This window comes from Bacillus sp. EKM202B (assembly GCF_011066025.1).
Lineage (GTDB): Bacteria > Bacillota > Bacilli > Bacillales > Bacillaceae_G > Bacillus_A > Bacillus_A toyonensis.
Map to the genome: position 1 here is coordinate 122,927 of NZ_JAAMNK010000002.1, position 16,740 is coordinate 139,666.

Consider the following 16,740-nt stretch of genomic DNA (forward strand, 5'->3'; position numbering starts at 1 on the left):
CTCCTTTCTAAATAAATCAAGTGAATTTTTAGAAAATTTTTAATTTTTAATCGTACGTACATCTTTAATTATATTGATTTAACAACATTGTTAACGTTTACAAAAAGTCAAAATATTTTTTTCGCCAATTTCCACTAAAAAAAATATTTGTTTAAAAGAAGGATTTTCTCTAAGAGGTACGAATCTATTGTATTCAATAAACGGACGTCCGATTTTATAAATTCGGGAATATATAACGACTTTTGCTGAAAAAGGGGGAAAATAAAAAAATTAGTGCTGTGTAAAAATAACATTCATAATTTTTATTTCGAAATCATAATCCTATTTTTAAAAAACAATTTGTCAAAATGAAGGAGGAAATAAATATGGCGTGTGTACAAATTAAAGGAACGAGACAAGAGGTAGTTGAAATGCTACAACTATTTGATCTAATGGATACGAAAGGTTTTTGTAAATTCGATAATTATGTAGAGGTAGAACCGAATAACAAAGAACATAATAATTTTATCGCTTCAATCGATATTCAATCTAATCCTTCTTCCGCACAGGATACATTAAACGATCAATTCGTTAGTCAAATGCTTACTGGTGTTTATAACGACTAAACAAATATATGCTTCCTACCATCTTTTCATAAATATATGCTATAGACTTGAGCATACTAGCAACTAGATGGTAGGAGGTGAGAATTATGGCTAGAATTGGCGTTGAAAACTCATTAACAGATGTTCAACAAGCTCTTCAGCAACAAGGACATGAAGTCGTTACACTTAACTCAGAAAATGATGCACAAGGCTGCGATTGTTGTGTTGTAACTGGGCAAGATTCTAATGTGATGGGGATTGCAGATACATCAATAAAAGGATCGATAATTACAGCTCATGGTTTAACAACAGATGAAATTTGTCAGCAAGTTGAGAACCGTATTTAAAAGTCATTTCTCATTATGGTATAACACACAAAAGAAAGAGGACTCCTTTTAAAAAAGGAGTCCTCTTTTTTATATTCACCTAACGGGAAAGTAACATATACTGGATGAAAGCCCTACCTCTCTCTCATCATTACGGTTCCAATGACCGCTCCTTGATTCACTAGTATACATATATGGCTTACAAATACAATTTATAGGGTTTGTTCACAAAAGTTGTTGATAAAATTACCCGATCTTTCGCAAACTTTTCGTATTGTATTCATAAGAGATATTTACTTTACACTAGCTGTAACCGAGACACGAATTAAAATTTTAACACCAATACAGTAACTTGTCAATATTTTTTACAAATTAAAAACAGACAGTAACGGTTTGTCTGTTTTAGAATGGAGCTTTTTCTTTTATTACATATACAACAAAGCCGCTTACTAACATAAATAAGCCAACTACTAAGTTTTTAATATTAATCATACATTCCTCTCCCTTATTCCACACATCTTATTATATATTTACATTTCAATTATTCCGATCATCCTAAAGCGCACTTTTTCTAATATATCACAATTCCTAAAAATTGCAAGTTCACTTTTGACGACCATTCACAAATTTATCTACAGTACTTGGTACAGTGTTTAAAGCTTTTTCAATTAAATGTGTACTACTGTTAAGATGCAATACTTGTACTCCGTTAGAACCAACTACTAAAAAAGCAACGGGACTAATGGAAACCCCAGCCCCACTTCCGCCTCCAAATGGATGCCCTGGCTTATTCTCTTTATGCTGACCTTGTCCACCATTATGTTTTTCAGTAATGAAATCCCCTTTAAAGTCACTTCCACCAGCTCCAAAACCAAACGCCACTTGAGATACTGTTAATACTACATTTCCGTCAGCTGTCGAAACCGGACTTCCAACAATCGTATTTACATCTACCATCTCTTTTAAATTTGTCATTGCTGTTTTCATTAAATTTTCAATTGGATGTTCCATTATGTACTGCACCCTTTCCTCATTATTCCTTTTTATACTTTCCAAAATAGAGGAAGTCATACTAACTTTTCCTATTTCAAAAAAACAATTTTCTTCTACATGGATATTACTCCCTGCCTATCCTCGGATAAAAAAGAAAAAGAGATACATACTACTATTGAACCTTGTTATGAAAGGAGTCATGACTTTGACTGAGAAATTTGATGATTACAAAAAAAGAGATAGAATAGATAGTGATTATAGTGACTATAAAGAAGAATATGCAGCTGAAGTTGCACCACAGCGCATTGATTATGATTACGATAAGAAAGAAGATAAAGATGATGTAAGATCGTCTGCCGCTGGATCAACTGCCGGTTTTATCGCTCTTGCCTTATCTATATTATCACTCTTCACCTTCCCAACACTATTTGGTCTTGTTTCTGTGTTACTAGGAATTTACGCTTATAATCGCGGAGCTACTGTAACTGGTGGTATCGCTGCCATTGTTGGTGGAATTGCTGCACTCATCGCGATTTTATTCCGTGTAGCACTTATCGGTTTATTGTTCTCCCTTTTTTAAAAAGAAAAAGGTATCTCGCTTTATGCGAGATACCTTATCCTGTAAATACATCTTCTGATGGATATTTTATTTTTTGTTTTGCTGGGCGTGCTAAAGAAAACACAAGTGTTAGCGGTCCAATTAATCCACAAAACATAACAAACATAATAATACATTTTCCAAATGCTGATAGCTTCGCAGTAATCCCCATCGTTAATCCAACTGTGCCAAATGCTGAAATTGTCTCAAATAGTAGCTGAATAAAGCTAAAGTCTTCTGTAAGCATTAATACAAATACTGCTGTAAAAATAAGTATTTGACTGGCAACGACAATTGCTAACGCTCTCGTTACTGTCGACATTTTAATTGTACGCTGAAATAAAACAATTTCCTCCTTCTTTCTAAAGAAAGAAAGGACAGATGTAATTAAAATAACAAACGTCGTTAATTTAATACCTCCACCCGTTGATACACTTCCTGCACCGATAAACATTAAAACCATCGTAAATAATATAGATGATTCTTCCATCCCTCCATAGTCAACTGTATTAAAACCAGCTGTACGAGGTGTAATACCTTGAAAGAAAGACGCCCATAACTTTTCATTTAAAGATAAATTCCCTAACGTCTTCACATTATTATATTCCAATACAAAAATCACAATCATTGCTATAACATTTAGCGCTACTGTTCCAATAATCATTATTTTTGAGTGAAGTGATAATTTTCGAAAACTACGACTATACCATATATCAATTAATACGGTAAAACCGAGTCCTCCTATTACAATTAAGGAACAAATTCCAATATTAATAATAGGGTCTCCTACATACCTTGTTAAATTATCTGGCCAAAGAGCAAACCCCGCATTATTATAGGAAGCAATTACATGGAAAATACTATAGTATAAACCTTTCCCAAAACCAAACTCTGGAATAAAGCGAAACGATAAAAAGATGACTCCAATGAATTCAATACAAATAGAAAAAATAAAGACACGTTTTACTAATTTTACAAGACCACCTATATTTGTTTGATTAAATGCTTCTCCAATTAATAATCGATGGCGTAAGCCAATTTTTTTACCTAGTACCCAAACAATTAAAATGGCAATTGTCATAAGACCTAAACCACCTGTTTGAATTAGAAACATAATAACAATTTCACCAAACATCGTAAACGTACTTGCAGTATCTACTACTCCTAAACCCGTTACAGTCGCTGCCGACGTTGCTGTAAAAAAAGCATCTACCCAACTAATATGTACTTTCGTTGCGAATGGTAACTTTAATAACAAACCTCCGGCCACAATTAAGCAGAAAAAACCTAATGCTAATATTTGTGGTGGGTTTAATTGTATAAAACGATTATACAAACTTTGTCTTTTTGTTACTTTCATATCACTAACTCCCTTTATTAAGTGAAGCTTCTATCCTCTCATAAATACAGGTTTTTAAGAACCTACAAGTAGCGGGATAAACCTTATATTCTCATAACATAGTTGAGCATAATCCTTTTTTTCATAGATTTCAACTTTTATTTATATTCGAACTTTACTTCATTTTATGACAGAAAAACTTTCTATTATCTTTCTCTTAACTCTACAACTCTTGCAACAATAATTTTATATGTACTATTTTTCAAATCCCCATACCTTTCACTCTATGTTCACATGGGGGTCACATCTATCTTTTATAGTATATGTATCGAAGCTGTTCCTCCCTAATTTAAGACATTCCCCAGTGTCTTTGAATAGCTTCCATCCCTAATTAAATTGACATAAATTGTCCCCTTCCTTTGACCATCTTTTATACGATGGTCTTATTTTTTTGTCTTTCTATCCTTTTTTAAACTCCCTCTCTCTTTCACTCTATGTTCACACGAAGGTCACATCTATCTTTTATAGTATATGTATCGAAGCTGTTCCTCCCTAATTTAAGACATTCCCCAGTGTCTTTGAATAGCTTCCATCCCTAATTAAATTGACATAAATTGTCCCCTTCCTTTGACCATCTTTTATACGATGGTCTTATTTTTTTGTCTTTCTATCCTTTTTTAAACTCCCTCTCTCTTTCACTCTATGTTCACACGAGGGTCACATCTATCTTTTATAGTATATGTATCGAAGCTGTTCCTCCCTAATTTAAGACATTCCCCAGTGTCTCTGAATAGCTTCCATCCCTAATTAAATTGACATAAATTGTCCCCTTCCTTTGACCATCCTATGTGATGGTCTATTTTATTTTCTGAAATTTATTCTTTCTATAAACTACAGAAAAATCAGACTATTCATATAAAAACAAATAAAACCTTGCGAATTTTTCAGAAAATATTGTCAAAACAGGGATTTTTTCGGTACAATTCATTTAGAAAGTAATTGTACAAAAACAAGGGGGGATTTTATTGAAGCAAACAAAAGCGATCTTACTTGCATTGTTTCTTGGTCTAATTGTTGGACTCACTTTAAATTTAGCTGCACCATCTATTTTTGAACCTTTAAATCAATATGTGTTTAACCCAATTGGCCAACTGTTTATTCGACTCATTAAAATGCTAGTTGTTCCTGTTGTATTCATTTCCATCGTACTAGGGGCTGCTGGTCTTGGAGATCCGAAACAACTTGGAAGAATCGGTTTAAAATCAATTTCATTCTTTCTCGTCACAACAGCAGTTGCTATCTCTATTGCAGTGACATTTGCACTTATCATCAAACCAGGAACTGGCGGTAACTTTAAAACAGACGGGCTTACGTATGAAGGTGCAAAAACTGAAACATCTTTCGTCGATACATTGCTGAATATTGTGCCAGATAATCCAGCTAAAGCGATGGCTGATGGTAACATGTTACAAATTATTGCCTTTGCTGCATTAATCGGACTCGGTTTAGCTGTTTTAGGAAAACGAGTTCAAGGTATCCATTCATTACTTGAACAGGGCAACGAATTAATGATGTATCTTGTTAATCTCGTTATGAAATTAGCCCCAATTGGAACATTTGGTTTGCTTGCTTCATCCGTTGGTAAAATGGGGCTTGCAGGCGTCGCTGCGATGTTCAAGTATATGATAGTCGTTATGTTAGTACTCATTATTCACGGTGTCTTCATATATGGCGGCTTATTAAAGATATTAGCAAAAGAAAGTATTATTCGTTTCTTTAAACATTTCGGACCAGTAATGGCAATTGGATTTAGTACATCTAGCTCTAATGCATCTCTTCCATTCGCAATGAAAACGGCACAAGAAAAACTTGGAGTTCCAAAAGCGATAAGCTCCTTTGTACAACCACTAGGTGCAACGATTAATATGGATGGCACTGCCATTATGCAAGGTGTGGCAACTGTATTTATCGCTCAAGTGTACGGAGTTGAACTTACATTAGCACAATTAGCCATGGTCGTATTAACTGCTGTACTAGCTAGTATCGGCACTGCTGGTGTACCAGGTGTTGGACTTGTAATGCTTACAATGGTTTTAAATCAAGTAAACCTACCAGTAGAAGGTATTGCTTTAATTATCGGTATTGATCGCATCTTAGATATGTCTAGAACAGCTGTAAATATTTCCGGTGATGCAATTTGCGCAATGATTGTCGCAAAATCAGAAGAAAAATATAATACAGATCAATCGGCAGCATCTTAAATCAAAAAAGGAGTGAAATGATTCACTCCTTTTTTGATTTACTTCCTTTTTTTGAACGATATTCTTTCCCTTTATTATCGTTACCAGTTTCGAATTCAGTACTAAATTCCTGATTAAACTTTCCTGATTTTGGTGAACCTTGATTCGCGCTTCCTTTACTACCATTACGATTCGTCATATTTCTCCCTCCTTCCATTATTAGTAGTATGGCGCTCTATCTTTTTTCATACACATTTTATTTTTATAAGCTATTACACAAGAAAGAAGACCTTCCACATATAAGGAAGGTCTTCTTTTCCACTAGGTAAACGTTTTCTCGTTTGTAATTAATTAAATAAGTTTTTGGGAAATAGAAATCATTACATTCATTTCATCTTCTGAAAGTGCGGAAAATCTTTCTTGTAAGTATCGTTTTTTCGCCTCTTCCATTTTCGCAACTAAATCTTTCCCTTGTTCTGTAATCTCTAAATATACAACTCGGCGATCTGATGTAGAACGTGAACGGGTTACGAAACCTTTATTAATTAATTTTTCTGTAACAGCTGTAATATGACTATTCGACACATTTAACTCATTAGCGACACGTGATACCATTTCTTTATTTGTACGATTCAATATTCTAAGGACGATGAACTCATTCCACGGTATGTAACCACCAAATATTTTTCCAATGTCATTACGCAACGTGCGAAACATCGCAAAAACATTTGTCGATAGTTCTTCCATTAATTGTTCTCTATTTTGAGACAACTTTGACAGCCCCCTTTATTTCATTTAGTTAAATAAAAACCTTATTAATAATTTTACATGAAATCTTACTTTTTGTCACCTTATTTTCCCATAATTCGTAGCTTTTTAATATGCATTTCGTGATACAATGAACTTGATTTTCCAGAAAAAGGAGTTGAGGTAGTGAGTGAGGAAGACAAATTTTCTAATCTCAGTCTAAAAGATAGGACTATCGTTATTAGTTTTGTTGTTTTTATTCTCATTACATTTTTTACATTTACATTTACATTTATATTTTTTGTATATGTAGGAATCTTTCAAATTACGGGTATAGAATACTCATCACGAACAGCTATACTACTCTTTTTTTTACTTATTCTTTTATTAGATGGTATTACATATTTTATATTCATTTTCTTTAAATCGCTCCTACAGCCAATGATGACAAGTATGCCAAATTGGCTCTCAATTGCTCTTCTCTCCATTATTGAAATTACACTAGATTGGTTCGTCATTCATACTGCCGACGACTGGATAGAGAGCGTACAAATGTCCAACATAGCTGAACTATGTGTCGCACTATTCCTTTACACACTAAATATATTATTTAGTGATAAGAAAGAGTAAGAATACAAGCTTTTCTATATAAAAATTGGTACAATAAAAGCAAATCATACTAAAGAGGTGTTAATTATGAACTTACAACAATGGGCTGATAAAGGTATGTCCTTTGATACATATGTAAATGAAATGAAAGTAAACCAATATGAGCTATTACATATTTACAATAACTTTTTAATTCCAAATGAATTACTCCCAGTTTTAGAAGAACGCCAAAATGATGGCTGGCGTGTTATCGTATTAACAGCCGACTGGTGCGGAGATGCTCTTTTATGCGTACCTGTTATGAAACGAATTTCTGAAGTTGCAAATATTGATATGAGCTTATTAATTCGTGATGAAAACTTAGAATTAATGGATCAATACTTAACAAATGGAACAGCACGTGCAATTCCAATCTTTATTTTCATTGATAAAGACGGAAATGAACAAGCTGTCTTTGGACCACGCGCTCCAAAAGTACAAGAATTAGTAACTTCAATGCGCGCTACATTGCCTGAAAAAGAAGATCCAACATTTGAAGAAAAACAGAAAGAAATGTATGCTAATTTCCGTGCTACATTAGCTGATGATACTTCTCTTTGGGAACATGTAATGGAAAGTATGATTGAAAAAATAGTAAAATAAAAAAACTGCCGAAATCGGCAGTTTTTTTTGCAAAATCATAATCTTTTTTTCTGAGAATATGCAACATCTACGCACTCTGCTAAACGCTCCATCTCACCCATATATACCGCACGCGTCATCCAGCCAGTCAACTTGTACATAATCTTATATATAAAGTTCTTCGGTTCAAATTCTACGATTAAAGTAAGCGATGTACCTTCTTCATCCTCTTCTAACATATAAGTTGCAGCAGTATAACCTTGTTTCATTTCACATCCAACTGATACGATATACGGTTCATCATACTCTAAAATTTCCGCCTCAAATTCATATATTTTCTTCCCCATTTTTTGCACAGATATATATTTATCACCTTCACGAGGTTTTTCAACATCTATATTTGAAGGATACCTATTTTCTACCATAAAGGTACTCCATTCTAGTATTTTCTCGTCATTATGTACATAATCAAACACAACATCAATTGGTGCCGGAATTACTATCTCTATTGCAAAACTCACTAAACTGCTCCTCTCAAATACCCTATAAATTTTCTCTATATTAATGTAACAAAATCATTATGTCATATTTTACATAGTGAAATACAAGTAAATGAGAGCAAAAACTTTATTTTCTCCTGCTATAAAAGAAATACCCTATAGAGTAGACTTTTTCAAGCGTCTAATCTATAGGGTATTTCTGGTGATTTCTTCTTACATAATGAAGAAGAAATAGAATACCGCAGCTAAAATGAAACGATAGTAAGCAAACGGTGTTAGTTTTACACGTGCTAATAATTTTAAGAATGAAACAATTGCAAACATCGCAACAACAAATGCTGTAATAAATCCTGTTGCAAATAACGGTATATCAGCCGTACTTAATATATCCCAACTTTTAATTAAATCTAAACCACTTGCAGCCACCATCATTGGAACTGCTAAAATGAACGTATATTCAGCTGCTGCTGTATGAGACACGCGAGCTAATAAACCACCACTTATTGTTGATCCAGAACGAGAGAACCCTGGCCAAAGCGCTAAACATTGGAACATTCCAATTGTAAATGCTTGTTTATATGTGATTTCATCTAACGTTCTTGCTGTACTTGGTTTTGAAAATTTCTCAGCAACAATCATTAAAATACCACCAGCTACTAAGCTAATGACAACTGGTCCTGGACCAAATAAAACTTTTTTAATTGTACTATGGAATAATACGCCAAGTATGCCAGCAGGAATCATCCCAATAATAATATGTAATAAATTCAACGACGGTCCGTCTGTTACTTTACCTATGCCAACTAAAGACCATAAACGCTTCCAAAATATAACAACAACTGCTAAAATCGATCCCAATTGAATAACAACTTCGAAAACTTTCGCTCTCTCGTCGTCAAATCCAAGTAAATGACCTGTTAAAATCATATGTCCTGTTGATGAAACTGGTAAAAATTCTGTTAAACCTTCAACAGCACCCATGATTATTCCAATTAACCAATCAGCCACGAGTAGTGCCTCCTTAATAACGAATATGTAATTTTTTCACACCTTATCATAATACCTTATCCCTTTTCAATGTGCATCCTTTTTTTATTGCTTTTATATATACTGGTGCGTATTTCTTTTTTATTTTTTGATTAAATTGTATGATAGGAAGGATTGTTTTTTTATCGGAAAGGGGATTTTATGAAAGAAACTACTTCATTCTCACAAAAGCTAAAACACTTTGTATTACTATTCTTCCCGATTTTCGTAACCCAAATGTCATTATTTGCAATGAGCTTTTTTGATACGACAATGTCCGGACATGCCAGTCCAATTGATTTAGCAGGTGTGGCTATCGGAACGAGTATATGGCTCCCAGTTAGTACAGGATTAACAGGGGTTTTAATGGCTACTACTCCTATTGTTGCCCAACTCATTGGATCCAAGAAAAAAGAGGATGTTCCTCACGTTGTCATACAAGCAGTTTATTTAGCAGTTTGCGCTAGCTTCGTTGTTATCCTTATTGGCTTCTTCGTTGTTCCACCTATTTTAAATGGCATGCGATTAGAAGAACCTGTTGAACGTATTGCAGCACAATTTTTAAGTATTATCGCGATTGGAGTTATCCCATTATTTACTTATACTGTTTTGCGTGGATTTATTGATGCATTAGGAAAAACTCGAACAACGATGATCATTACATTACTATCATTACCGATTAACGTAGTATTAAATTATGTATTAATTTTTGGGAACTTTGGTTTCCCTAAACTCGGTGGTGTCGGTGCAGCAATTGCTTCTGCAGCAACCTATTGGTGCATTTTAATTATTACCGTCATTATTATTCGTACGAAAGAGCCATTCGCATCTTTTAATATTTTTAAACAGTTATATCGTCCTTCTCTTTCGAGTTGGAAATCATTTTTAAAACTTGGCGTCCCTATCGGATTTGCTATCTTTTTTGAAACGAGTATTTTCGCTGCAGTTACACTAATGATGAGTAACTTTAGTACGACAACAATTGCAGCGCATCAAGCAGCTATGAACTTCGCTTCCTTGTTATATATGACTCCTTTAAGTTTAGCAATGGCAATGACGATAGCAGTTGGATTTGAAGTTGGAGCAAAACGATATGATAACGCAAAACAATATGGATTTATCGGCATTGGATTAGCCCTTGCTTTCGCTCTTTTCTATTCGATTCTTCTTTATTTCTTTGATGATGAAATTGCATCTATTTATACGACAGATGCAAATGTTCACCATTTAGCAAAAGAGTTCCTTATATTTGCGATTTTATTTCAAATTTCAGATGCAATTGCAACTCCTGTACAAGGAGCACTACGTGGTTACAAAGACGTAAATGTTGCGTTAATTATGACATTAGTCGCTTATTGGGTAATCGGTCTCCCTCTCGGTTACATATTAGCAACGTACACTGACTGGGCAGCAAAAGGATATTGGATTGGTCTTATTATCGGTCTAGCATTTGGTGCTAGCTTCCTTCTAATCCGTCTCTTCCAAGTTCAAAGAAAATATACAACACAAAACAGCCGCTAACGCTAGAGCGGCTGTTTTCTTTATGCATATTTTTTCTTGTAACGTATAACATAATGAAAAAGAAAGGTGGATACATATCATATGGACGAAAAAGAAACAGATCAATCATTCGATGAAGAATTCGCCCCTGAAATCTCACCTGGATACCAGCAAGATATACATAAACCACCTAAATATAAAAACGCTTCGTTTTTAATGGGTATTACTATTTTCGCTGCTGTATTACTCGTACTCATTATTTTCGTCTATTTTTAAGGAAAGGTGACATATTATATGAAGAAACAAGATTCAAATCACTCAAAAAGAACTGTGAAAACGGAAAAAGGATATGTAGGCGATTCTGTTTATACACAGAAACAAGTGGAGCAAGGAAATGTATACATTGCTCAAAAAGAACTTGGTCAACAAAATGAAAATCTTTAACCCCCTCTACTCCTCGAGGGGGCTTTTTATCCCGCTATTTGTGGACAGTAAGAGTGAACACCTTACTGATTAAAGTTTCACTTTATTGTACGTACTGCTTTTGTTCGAGCACCCTAAATATATTATTAACCTTTACAACTTTCACGTCATAATTTACTTTCATTTCACTTCTCTTACCATTTTCAGTACCCGCAACATACGCTACAGCATGATAGAGAAAACTCTCATCCGTCACTTCACGTATCTCCTCGTTTGTAAATTTATACTCTAAATCTCGAAAACGATTTGGATAATAATTTTGTATTAATTGTTCATATCCCCTACTTACAAATATCTCTTCGCCTTTTCGCTTCACATCTTCTTTATTATGAAACTCAAACACTGATAATTGTGCTGTCACAAAGTGCTCTCCTACCTGTTTCATTTCTTTATGAGTTAAAGTTTCTATACTTTTATTCTTTAATTCCTTATTTAACTCGTACTGATCTATCGATTTAAAGGTAGCGAAAACCGCCTCTTTATATGACCAAAACAAACCAAAAGCGATACATATAGAAATGATTACTATTCTTTTCTTCACCATACACCCCATCCCTATTCATAATGTTAGTTACATATTAACATATAGAATGAAAATTCTGATATTATAAAATGGAATATCAGAATTTTCACTTAGAAACGAGGAACGATTATGGACTCTTACAAACAGTATATAAAACAGGCTCTGCCTAATCTTTCTATACATTCATATAAACAAAATGAAGAAGGATGGGATAATATAGCGGTTATAATTAATGACGACCTACTGTTTCGTTTTCCACGAAAACAGGAATATGCTAAACGAATTCCGTTAGAAAAAAAACTATGCACACTTCTCTCTCATTCGCTACAAGAAATTGAGGTTCCAAAGTATCACCTATTATATAAAAAGGATACTGATACTATTCCGCTTTGTAGTTACTATACTCTCATTCATGGTGAACCGTTACAAAAAGAAATAGTTACCACACTAGAGAAAAAAGAATTGAAAGCAATCATTACACAATTAGCTACTTTCCTTGTGGCACTACATAATATTCCTGTAAAACAAGTTACAACGTTAGGATTTCCAATTGAAAAAACAATTACCTACTGGAAAGAGCTACAAACAAAATTAAATCAGTATCTTACTAACATGTTTACTTCATTACAGAAATCAGCCTTACATCATTTATTCGAAAATTTCTTTGCCTGTATAGCTACATCCACTTTTCAAAATACAATTATTCACGCCGATTTTACACATCATCACATTTTATTTAATAAGCAGAGCAAGAGTATTTCAGGGATTATCGATTTTGGTGATGCTCAAATTGGAGATCCTGCCTTTGATTTTGCCGGGCTCTATTATGATTTCGGACGTGAATTTACTACATCTGTATACGAACAATACAGTACAATTATTTCTCACCACGATCCATTACTCATTCACCGTATCACTAGTTTTTATCAATACAGCCCTTTACTACATAATATTATTTATAACTTTGAAACAAAGAATGCGCTTAAATTCATAGCAGATACAGAACAGCTAAAAGCGATATTACAGGGACGAGATTAAATTCTCTCCCTATATTCTTTCTCCTCATACATCATTAACTTTTTATCCATTTCAACAATAACTTTGTACAATTGAAATGCCTGTAAAATTTGCAGTTGAATTCCAAAAGGAGCATTTTGTTCTTTTAACCATTGAAATACTTTCGTTTCATCTTTCATTGATTATTCCTCCTCTTATAAAGTGAAACTTTAATCAGCGGGGGCATCCCCCACTGATTATTAGCCCGCATTAAAATCTGCTGCAAATATACCGTAAATGATGAAAAGCTTTTCATGTCAATAACAAAAAGGATGCAAATTTGCATCCTTTAATGTACGATATTTTCCTTCTGCTTCGCTTCTTCCTTTACTTCTTCCCCCTGGCATTCACTACGAAAAGCACAACTCGTACACTCTGAACGAAAATGACGCTCTGTATAGTGCTCAGGTTGCTGTAACATTTCTTTCATTCTAAATAAATCATCCATTCCAGTTATAATATCTTCCTGTTTCGGAATGTATTCATACTTAGTTCCTTCTATTAAATTAATAATTTCAATTTTCCCTGGAAGAATGCCGAAAGCTTTATAACTGAATACTGTCATTAACTTCTGACAAAGAGCTAGCATTTCCTCATCCGCATCAATAACATATTTTTTAATTACAAATGACTCTGTACTCCACTCACCAACTTCAAATGTCAATGACATGTGGACACCTAACTCTTCCATATATGTTTGAAACTTCTCATACAAAAACAATGGTGGCGTCTGACTATCATCTCTTTCAACAAACTGTAATAAGTGATCAGTTAGCTTTGCTAATACAATATAGTACTCCGTCTTCGAAGCAAACATACTAATCCTTACCTTTTTCCAATACTTTTCTATTAATATTAAAAGTACAATTTTCGTTTGTTGGCTCGCAGGTAGCGTGTAATACTCATTAATAATTTGATTCACAATCATTTGTGCTATTTGTTGCCATTCAAATGAAGAAGGTTCTCTTCTTTTTATATGACGGAAATAAAATTTATGTGGACAACGCATAAAATCATACAAATGATAATCTGTCATCGTTTTTATTGCGATTTTCTCATGCAATTGCTCTTCATCTCCCTTCTGCCATTAAGAAAGGTGTTTTACGAATTCAGCTCCAAACTGTAAACATTTTTCTACATCTTCATCTTCTGGCGTTAATTCTACTTTTAGTCCTTCTAACACAACTGCTGCTCCGCGTTCCTGCAGCTTTTCTATTAAAATATCAACCGCTACTCCGTATTTTGGATAAGCCGAATCACAAGAACCGAATACCGCTGCTTTTTTACCAGTTAAATCAATAGAATCCATTGCATCATAAAAATCTAAGAAGTCGTCTGGAAGATCCCCGTCTCCCCAAGTATAAGCGCCTAAAATAATACCATCATACTGTTCTAATATAGAAGCTTCTGGTGAATCCATAATATCAATAACTTCAATCTCATTCTCTGTTTCACGAATGGCGCCTGCAATATGATCTGCCATTTCCTCTGTATTTCCACTCATACTTGCATAAATCATTACTAGCTTACTCAACTGAATCTCTCCCTTTACTATGTATCGCTTTTTCTGTTTGCATTTTATTCTTCTCATCTACATATTCAGAACGAATTACATTTCGTTGCCATTCCATATGCTGATCAACATCTTTATTTTTATTTTTTAATCCCCTTCGCAGAAGGTGATATTTTTTTCTCATTAACATGTCGCATCCATTTTATTGATAATAATTATCAATTTCAACTGTAACATTAGATTAATTGAAATTGATTATCAAAGTCAATAACTATTTTTAAAAAAATGATTAAAATGTACAAGCTTGTCCGTTAGCTATTCATATACTATAAATGAGCATAGTTCTTTCTCAGCCCTCTCTGACGGAAAGAAATAAAAGCAACTGCGATAGAGCGCGGTTGCCTTTTTTTATATGCACCTATGATTTTAGTAGTCTTATGGCCGCCTCTAAAAATAATTCCACTCCATAAATTAAAGCTGATTCATCTACATCAAATTTTGGATGATGGTGCGGATAACAAGTATTATCCTCTTGATTCCTCGTCCCCAATTTAATGAAGCAACCCGGTGCTTTTCTTAAATATGCTGAAAAATCTTCTCCCCCCATAGAAGGTTCAAGCTTCACAACACGCTCATTCCCGAACAAATGTAGTGCGCTTTCTTCTACCACTTTTGTAATATATTCATTATTAATAACAGGATCATATCCGTAACGATACGTATATGTGTAATCCCCTCCATGTGCTTTTGTAATTCCTTTCACGATTTGTTCAATTTTCTCTTCTGCTTCCAATCTTAACGTTTGATTAAAAGAACGCACAGTTCCCATTAAAGTTGCCGTATTGGGAATAATATTGTCAGCCTTTCCCCCATGAAATTGCGTAACTGAAACTACCCTCTGCATAAAAGCACTTGTATTTCTTGATACGATATGTTGTAAATTTGTAATAATCTGCGCTCCAATAGCAATAGGGTCTATCGTTTCTTCTGGCCGCGCTGCATGCCCTCCTTTACCGTGAATTTCAACTGTAAATACGTCTGGCGCTGCCATCATCGGCCCATATACAATTCCTATCTTCCCGCTTTCCAATCCAGACATAACATGTAAACCTATTACATAATCAACACCGTCCATCACACCCACCTCAACCATTTCCCTAGCACCACCAGGATATACCTCTTCTGCATGCTGAAAGAATAGACGAATTTCCCCTACAAACTCTTCCTTCATATTTGACAGCGCCTCTGCTGTACTTAACAAAATAGCCGCATGTGCATCATGCCCACACGCATGCATCCTTCCTTTATGAACAGATGTATAAGATTTACTTGTCTCCTCTTGAATTGGTAAAGCATCAATATCAGCTCGAATCGCAACTACTTTACCTTGTTCCACACCCCTTTTAATTGCTAAAACACTGTATTTCGTTGGCCTTGTTACTTCAAAAGAAGAAAATGTACATAACGTATCATATATAAATTGCGAAGTTTCTTTTTCATGAAACGATAATTCCGGATACTTATGAAAATGCCGTCTCCATTTCATAATATTTTCTTCTGAAATAAGACTCTTCCACACTCTATTCATGATAATTTCCTCCTTTTAAAAAAGAGCTAGAAATTTAAAGTTTACTCAGCCTTTGTTGATTGCATGAAAAAACAAATATTATATTTTTCACGCCTTCTCACAATCCACTTTTATGTATTCATACAATCCACTTTCTATTTACATGTCAAACCCATTACAAATTCATGCCGAATGTAATATAATTGCTAAGTTAGGGATTTTCTTTTTTAGTATTTAGTGCTAATATCAGAAAAGAGCCTTTTGTCTTATTTTTACCTAAAATGTGGAATTTTGTTTTTTTCACAATAATGTAGGACATGATACCTACAAAGAGCTATTATTTCATTAAGAGAGGGAAAGACATGGAAAGATTAAAAGAGATATGGTCTCGACCACTCACACAATGGGTTGCAAAGACGGTTTATTATCTTGCAATTTTATTTGCATTACTTTGGTTGTATGGATTCCATGATACAAACACAAGTACATTTATTTACAATGAATTCTAGGGTGGG

Annotated in this window: 24 protein-coding genes and 1 pseudogene; 11 read left to right on the forward strand and 14 right to left on the reverse strand. The window is 34.1% G+C overall.

The features are described from left to right. Positions 1-90: 90 nt before the first annotated feature. Positions 91-306: pseudogene (locus tag G9F74_RS30380) on the reverse strand (hypothetical protein). Between the two features lie 59 nt (positions 307-365). Between G9F74_RS30380 and G9F74_RS03860 the strand changes: the two are divergent. Further along, on the forward strand, positions 366-605 hold the full coding sequence (locus G9F74_RS03860; RefSeq protein ID WP_000752506.1) for a DUF3911 family protein: 240 nt from the start codon (positions 366-368) through the stop codon (positions 603-605). Positions 606-691: 86 nt separating this feature from the next. Further along, positions 692-931, forward strand: coding sequence for a YkuS family protein (locus G9F74_RS03865; RefSeq protein WP_000101012.1), 240 nt, complete (start codon positions 692-694; stop codon positions 929-931). A 381-nt stretch (positions 932-1,312) separates the two neighbouring features. Here G9F74_RS03865 and G9F74_RS03870 read toward each other — a convergent pair whose 3' ends face one another. Next, positions 1,313-1,402, reverse strand: coding sequence for a hypothetical protein (locus G9F74_RS03870; protein WP_000608227.1), 90 nt, complete (start codon positions 1,400-1,402; stop codon positions 1,313-1,315). Between the two features lie 111 nt (positions 1,403-1,513). Further along, positions 1,514-1,981, reverse strand: coding sequence for a GerW family sporulation protein (ytfJ, locus tag G9F74_RS03875; protein ID WP_002038268.1), 468 nt, complete (start codon positions 1,979-1,981; stop codon positions 1,514-1,516). 109 nt (positions 1,982-2,090) lie between these two features. Between ytfJ and G9F74_RS03880 the strand changes: the two genes are divergently transcribed. Then, positions 2,091-2,483, forward strand: coding sequence for a hypothetical protein (locus G9F74_RS03880; protein WP_002038267.1), 393 nt, complete (start codon positions 2,091-2,093; stop codon positions 2,481-2,483). 34 nt (positions 2,484-2,517) lie between these two features. On the opposite strand, the gene G9F74_RS03885 is transcribed toward G9F74_RS03880, so the two are convergent. Continuing rightward, positions 2,518-3,861, reverse strand: a complete 1,344-nt coding sequence (locus G9F74_RS03885; protein WP_000869131.1) for a TrkH family potassium uptake protein — start codon at positions 3,859-3,861, stop codon at positions 2,518-2,520. 1,004 nt (positions 3,862-4,865) lie between these two features. Here G9F74_RS03885 and G9F74_RS03890 point away from each other — a divergent pair. After that, complete coding sequence (locus tag G9F74_RS03890; RefSeq protein WP_000814824.1) at positions 4,866-6,101, forward strand: dicarboxylate/amino acid:cation symporter; 1,236 nt, start codon at positions 4,866-4,868, stop codon at positions 6,099-6,101. A 22-nt stretch (positions 6,102-6,123) separates the two neighbouring features. Here the strand turns inward: G9F74_RS03890 and G9F74_RS03895 are convergent, their stop codons facing one another. Both G9F74_RS03895 and G9F74_RS03900 read right to left on the reverse strand, forming a co-directional pair. Further along, positions 6,124-6,279: a hypothetical protein gene (locus G9F74_RS03895; RefSeq protein WP_000184925.1), complete on the reverse strand. Its 156-nt coding sequence runs from the start codon at positions 6,277-6,279 to the stop codon at positions 6,124-6,126. Between the two features lie 152 nt (positions 6,280-6,431). Then, positions 6,432-6,851 (reverse strand): MarR family winged helix-turn-helix transcriptional regulator, encoded by a 420-nt coding sequence (locus tag G9F74_RS03900; protein ID WP_000081437.1) that lies wholly within the window; start codon positions 6,849-6,851, stop codon positions 6,432-6,434. 162 nt (positions 6,852-7,013) lie between these two features. Between G9F74_RS03900 and G9F74_RS03905 the strand changes: the two genes are divergently transcribed. Together G9F74_RS03905 and G9F74_RS03910 are read left to right on the forward strand one after the other, a co-directional pair. Beyond that, positions 7,014-7,457 (forward strand): regulatory YrvL family protein, encoded by a 444-nt coding sequence (locus G9F74_RS03905; RefSeq protein ID WP_001287958.1) that lies wholly within the window; start codon positions 7,014-7,016, stop codon positions 7,455-7,457. A gap of 33 nt (positions 7,458-7,490) precedes the next feature. Continuing rightward, positions 7,491-8,078 (forward strand): thioredoxin family protein, encoded by a 588-nt coding sequence (locus tag G9F74_RS03910; RefSeq protein WP_073990710.1) that lies wholly within the window; start codon positions 7,491-7,493, stop codon positions 8,076-8,078. 35 nt (positions 8,079-8,113) lie between these two features. Here G9F74_RS03910 and G9F74_RS03915 read toward each other — a convergent pair whose 3' ends face one another. Both G9F74_RS03915 and uppP read right to left on the reverse strand, forming a co-directional pair. Then, positions 8,114-8,578 (reverse strand): SRPBCC family protein, encoded by a 465-nt coding sequence (locus G9F74_RS03915; RefSeq protein ID WP_000006430.1) that lies wholly within the window; start codon positions 8,576-8,578, stop codon positions 8,114-8,116. Between the two features lie 192 nt (positions 8,579-8,770). Then, the gene (gene uppP / locus G9F74_RS03920; RefSeq protein ID WP_000796245.1) at positions 8,771-9,565 is read right to left on the reverse strand and encodes a bacitracin resistance undecaprenyl-diphosphatase; all 795 of its coding nucleotides are present in this window, start codon (positions 9,563-9,565) and stop codon (positions 8,771-8,773) included. 180 nt (positions 9,566-9,745) lie between these two features. Between uppP and G9F74_RS03925 the strand changes: the two genes are divergently transcribed. From G9F74_RS03925 to G9F74_RS03935, 3 genes are all read left to right on the forward strand, one after another. Then, entirely contained in the window at positions 9,746-11,104 is a 1,359-nt protein-coding gene (locus tag G9F74_RS03925; protein WP_000665536.1) for an MATE family efflux transporter, read from the forward strand. Positions 11,105-11,185: 81 nt separating this feature from the next. Continuing rightward, positions 11,186-11,359 (forward strand): hypothetical protein, encoded by a 174-nt coding sequence (locus G9F74_RS03930; protein WP_000343564.1) that lies wholly within the window; start codon positions 11,186-11,188, stop codon positions 11,357-11,359. An 18-nt stretch (positions 11,360-11,377) separates the two neighbouring features. Continuing rightward, complete coding sequence (locus G9F74_RS03935) at positions 11,378-11,527, forward strand: hypothetical protein (RefSeq protein WP_000743730.1); 150 nt, start codon at positions 11,378-11,380, stop codon at positions 11,525-11,527. 82 nt (positions 11,528-11,609) lie between these two features. Here the strand turns inward: G9F74_RS03935 and G9F74_RS03940 are convergent, their stop codons facing one another. After that, complete coding sequence (locus tag G9F74_RS03940; protein WP_002038211.1) at positions 11,610-12,119, reverse strand: hypothetical protein; 510 nt, start codon at positions 12,117-12,119, stop codon at positions 11,610-11,612. A gap of 99 nt (positions 12,120-12,218) precedes the next feature. Between G9F74_RS03940 and G9F74_RS03945 the strand changes: the two genes are divergently transcribed. Further along, on the forward strand, positions 12,219-13,127 hold the full coding sequence (locus G9F74_RS03945; RefSeq protein ID WP_000379017.1) for an aminoglycoside phosphotransferase family protein: 909 nt from the start codon (positions 12,219-12,221) through the stop codon (positions 13,125-13,127). Here G9F74_RS03945 and G9F74_RS03950 read toward each other — a convergent pair. From G9F74_RS03950 to G9F74_RS03970, 5 genes are all read right to left on the reverse strand, one after another. Beyond that, entirely contained in the window at positions 13,124-13,285 is a 162-nt protein-coding gene (locus G9F74_RS03950) for a hypothetical protein (protein ID WP_000651091.1), read from the reverse strand. The two genes, G9F74_RS03945 and G9F74_RS03950, sit on opposite strands and share 4 nt — an antisense overlap. A gap of 149 nt (positions 13,286-13,434) precedes the next feature. Then, positions 13,435-14,208, reverse strand: a complete 774-nt coding sequence (locus G9F74_RS03955) for a hypothetical protein (RefSeq protein WP_000544543.1) — start codon at positions 14,206-14,208, stop codon at positions 13,435-13,437. Positions 14,209-14,232: 24 nt separating this feature from the next. Then, on the reverse strand, positions 14,233-14,679 hold the full coding sequence (locus G9F74_RS03960; RefSeq protein ID WP_000041162.1) for a flavodoxin: 447 nt from the start codon (positions 14,677-14,679) through the stop codon (positions 14,233-14,235). Beyond that, positions 14,672-14,842 carry a hypothetical protein gene (locus G9F74_RS03965; RefSeq protein ID WP_001228174.1) on the reverse strand — a complete coding sequence of 57 codons (171 nt, stop codon included), beginning with the start codon at positions 14,840-14,842 and terminating at the stop codon, positions 14,672-14,674. The genes G9F74_RS03960 and G9F74_RS03965 overlap by 8 nt, the downstream gene beginning before the upstream one ends. A 234-nt stretch (positions 14,843-15,076) precedes the next feature. Then, positions 15,077-16,246, reverse strand: a complete 1,170-nt coding sequence (locus tag G9F74_RS03970; RefSeq protein WP_016108063.1) for a M20 metallopeptidase family protein — start codon at positions 16,244-16,246, stop codon at positions 15,077-15,079. 341 nt (positions 16,247-16,587) lie between these two features. On the opposite strand from G9F74_RS03970, the gene G9F74_RS03975 reads away from it, so the two are divergent. Further along, on the forward strand, positions 16,588-16,734 hold the full coding sequence (locus tag G9F74_RS03975; RefSeq protein ID WP_000440293.1) for a teichoic acid D-Ala incorporation-associated protein DltX: 147 nt from the start codon (positions 16,588-16,590) through the stop codon (positions 16,732-16,734). The last annotated feature ends 6 nt before the right edge of the window (positions 16,735-16,740 follow it).

Excerpts from the sequence above, each read along its gene's own strand:
- G9F74_RS03860 (WP_000752506.1), top strand. The coding sequence starts at position 366 with ATGGCGTGTGTACAAATTAAAGGAACGAGACAAGAGGTAGTTGAAATG.
- G9F74_RS03865 (WP_000101012.1), top strand. The coding sequence starts at position 692 with ATGGCTAGAATTGGCGTTGAAAACTCATTAACAGATGTTCAACAAGCT.
- G9F74_RS03870 (WP_000608227.1), bottom strand. The coding sequence starts at position 1,402 with ATGATTAATATTAAAAACTTAGTAGTTGGCTTATTTATGTTAGTAAGC.
- ytfJ (WP_002038268.1), bottom strand. The coding sequence starts at position 1,981 with ATGACTTCCTCTATTTTGGAAAGTATAAAAAGGAATAATGAGGAAAGG.
- G9F74_RS03880 (WP_002038267.1), top strand. The coding sequence starts at position 2,091 with ATGAAAGGAGTCATGACTTTGACTGAGAAATTTGATGATTACAAAAAA.
- G9F74_RS03885 (WP_000869131.1), bottom strand. The coding sequence starts at position 3,861 with ATGAAAGTAACAAAAAGACAAAGTTTGTATAATCGTTTTATACAATTA.
- G9F74_RS03895 (WP_000184925.1), bottom strand. The coding sequence starts at position 6,279 with ATGACGAATCGTAATGGTAGTAAAGGAAGCGCGAATCAAGGTTCACCA.
- G9F74_RS03925 (WP_000665536.1), top strand. The coding sequence starts at position 9,746 with ATGAAAGAAACTACTTCATTCTCACAAAAGCTAAAACACTTTGTATTA.
- G9F74_RS03930 (WP_000343564.1), top strand. The coding sequence starts at position 11,186 with ATGGACGAAAAAGAAACAGATCAATCATTCGATGAAGAATTCGCCCCT.
- G9F74_RS03935 (WP_000743730.1), top strand. The coding sequence starts at position 11,378 with ATGAAGAAACAAGATTCAAATCACTCAAAAAGAACTGTGAAAACGGAA.
- G9F74_RS03940 (WP_002038211.1), bottom strand. The coding sequence starts at position 12,119 with ATGGGGTGTATGGTGAAGAAAAGAATAGTAATCATTTCTATATGTATC.
- G9F74_RS03945 (WP_000379017.1), top strand. The coding sequence starts at position 12,219 with ATGGACTCTTACAAACAGTATATAAAACAGGCTCTGCCTAATCTTTCT.
- G9F74_RS03950 (WP_000651091.1), bottom strand. The coding sequence starts at position 13,285 with ATGAAAGATGAAACGAAAGTATTTCAATGGTTAAAAGAACAAAATGCT.
- G9F74_RS03965 (WP_001228174.1), bottom strand. The coding sequence starts at position 14,842 with ATGAGAAAAAAATATCACCTTCTGCGAAGGGGATTAAAAAATAAAAAT.
- G9F74_RS03970 (WP_016108063.1), bottom strand. The coding sequence starts at position 16,246 with ATGAATAGAGTGTGGAAGAGTCTTATTTCAGAAGAAAATATTATGAAA.
- G9F74_RS03975 (WP_000440293.1), top strand. The coding sequence starts at position 16,588 with ATGGAAAGATTAAAAGAGATATGGTCTCGACCACTCACACAATGGGTT.